General features: G+C 32.9%; 1 pseudogene. It reads left to right on the plus strand.

What is annotated here, in order from left to right:
* Window positions 1-180: 180 nt before the first annotated feature.
* Window positions 181-568, plus strand: a pseudogene (locus tag KI356_RS19615) (alanine dehydrogenase); the annotation flags it as partial.

Genomic DNA, 568 nt, shown 5'->3' on the forward strand with positions numbered 1-568 from the left:
ACTCAATAGAATCAATGTTTTATATATTTACACTATTCTAAATATATAAACTTTAAAAAAATAGTATGTTAGCGTTTTCATAACTTTGAAGTTATGCTAGAATAAGGACATAAGTTATTAATTATTACAAAAAGAAAAAAGACTTTCTTTTTTCTGTTAATTATAAGGGGGCATTTCATTATGCGTATTGGGGTACCAGCAGAAATTAAAAACAACGAAAACCGTGTGGCAATGACACCAGCAGGTGTTGTACATTTAGTTCGTAACAATCACGAAGTATTCATTCAAAAGGATGCAGGTGTAGGATCTGGTTTCACAGATGCTCAGTATGTTGAAGCGGGAGCAAAAATTGTTGATACAGCTGAAGAAGCTTGGAACATGGAAATGGTTATGAAAGTTAAGGAACCAGTTGAAAGCGAATACAAACACTTCAGTGAAGGTTTAATCTTATTCACATACTTACACTTAGCTCCAGAACCAGAATTAACAAAAGCGTTAATCGAGAAGAAAGTTGTTGCTATCGCATATGAAACAGTACAATTAGAAAACCGTTCATTACCATTACTTG

The organism is Bacillus hominis (assembly GCF_018332515.1).
Taxonomy (GTDB): Bacteria; Bacillota; Bacilli; order Bacillales; family Bacillaceae_G; genus Bacillus_A; species Bacillus_A hominis.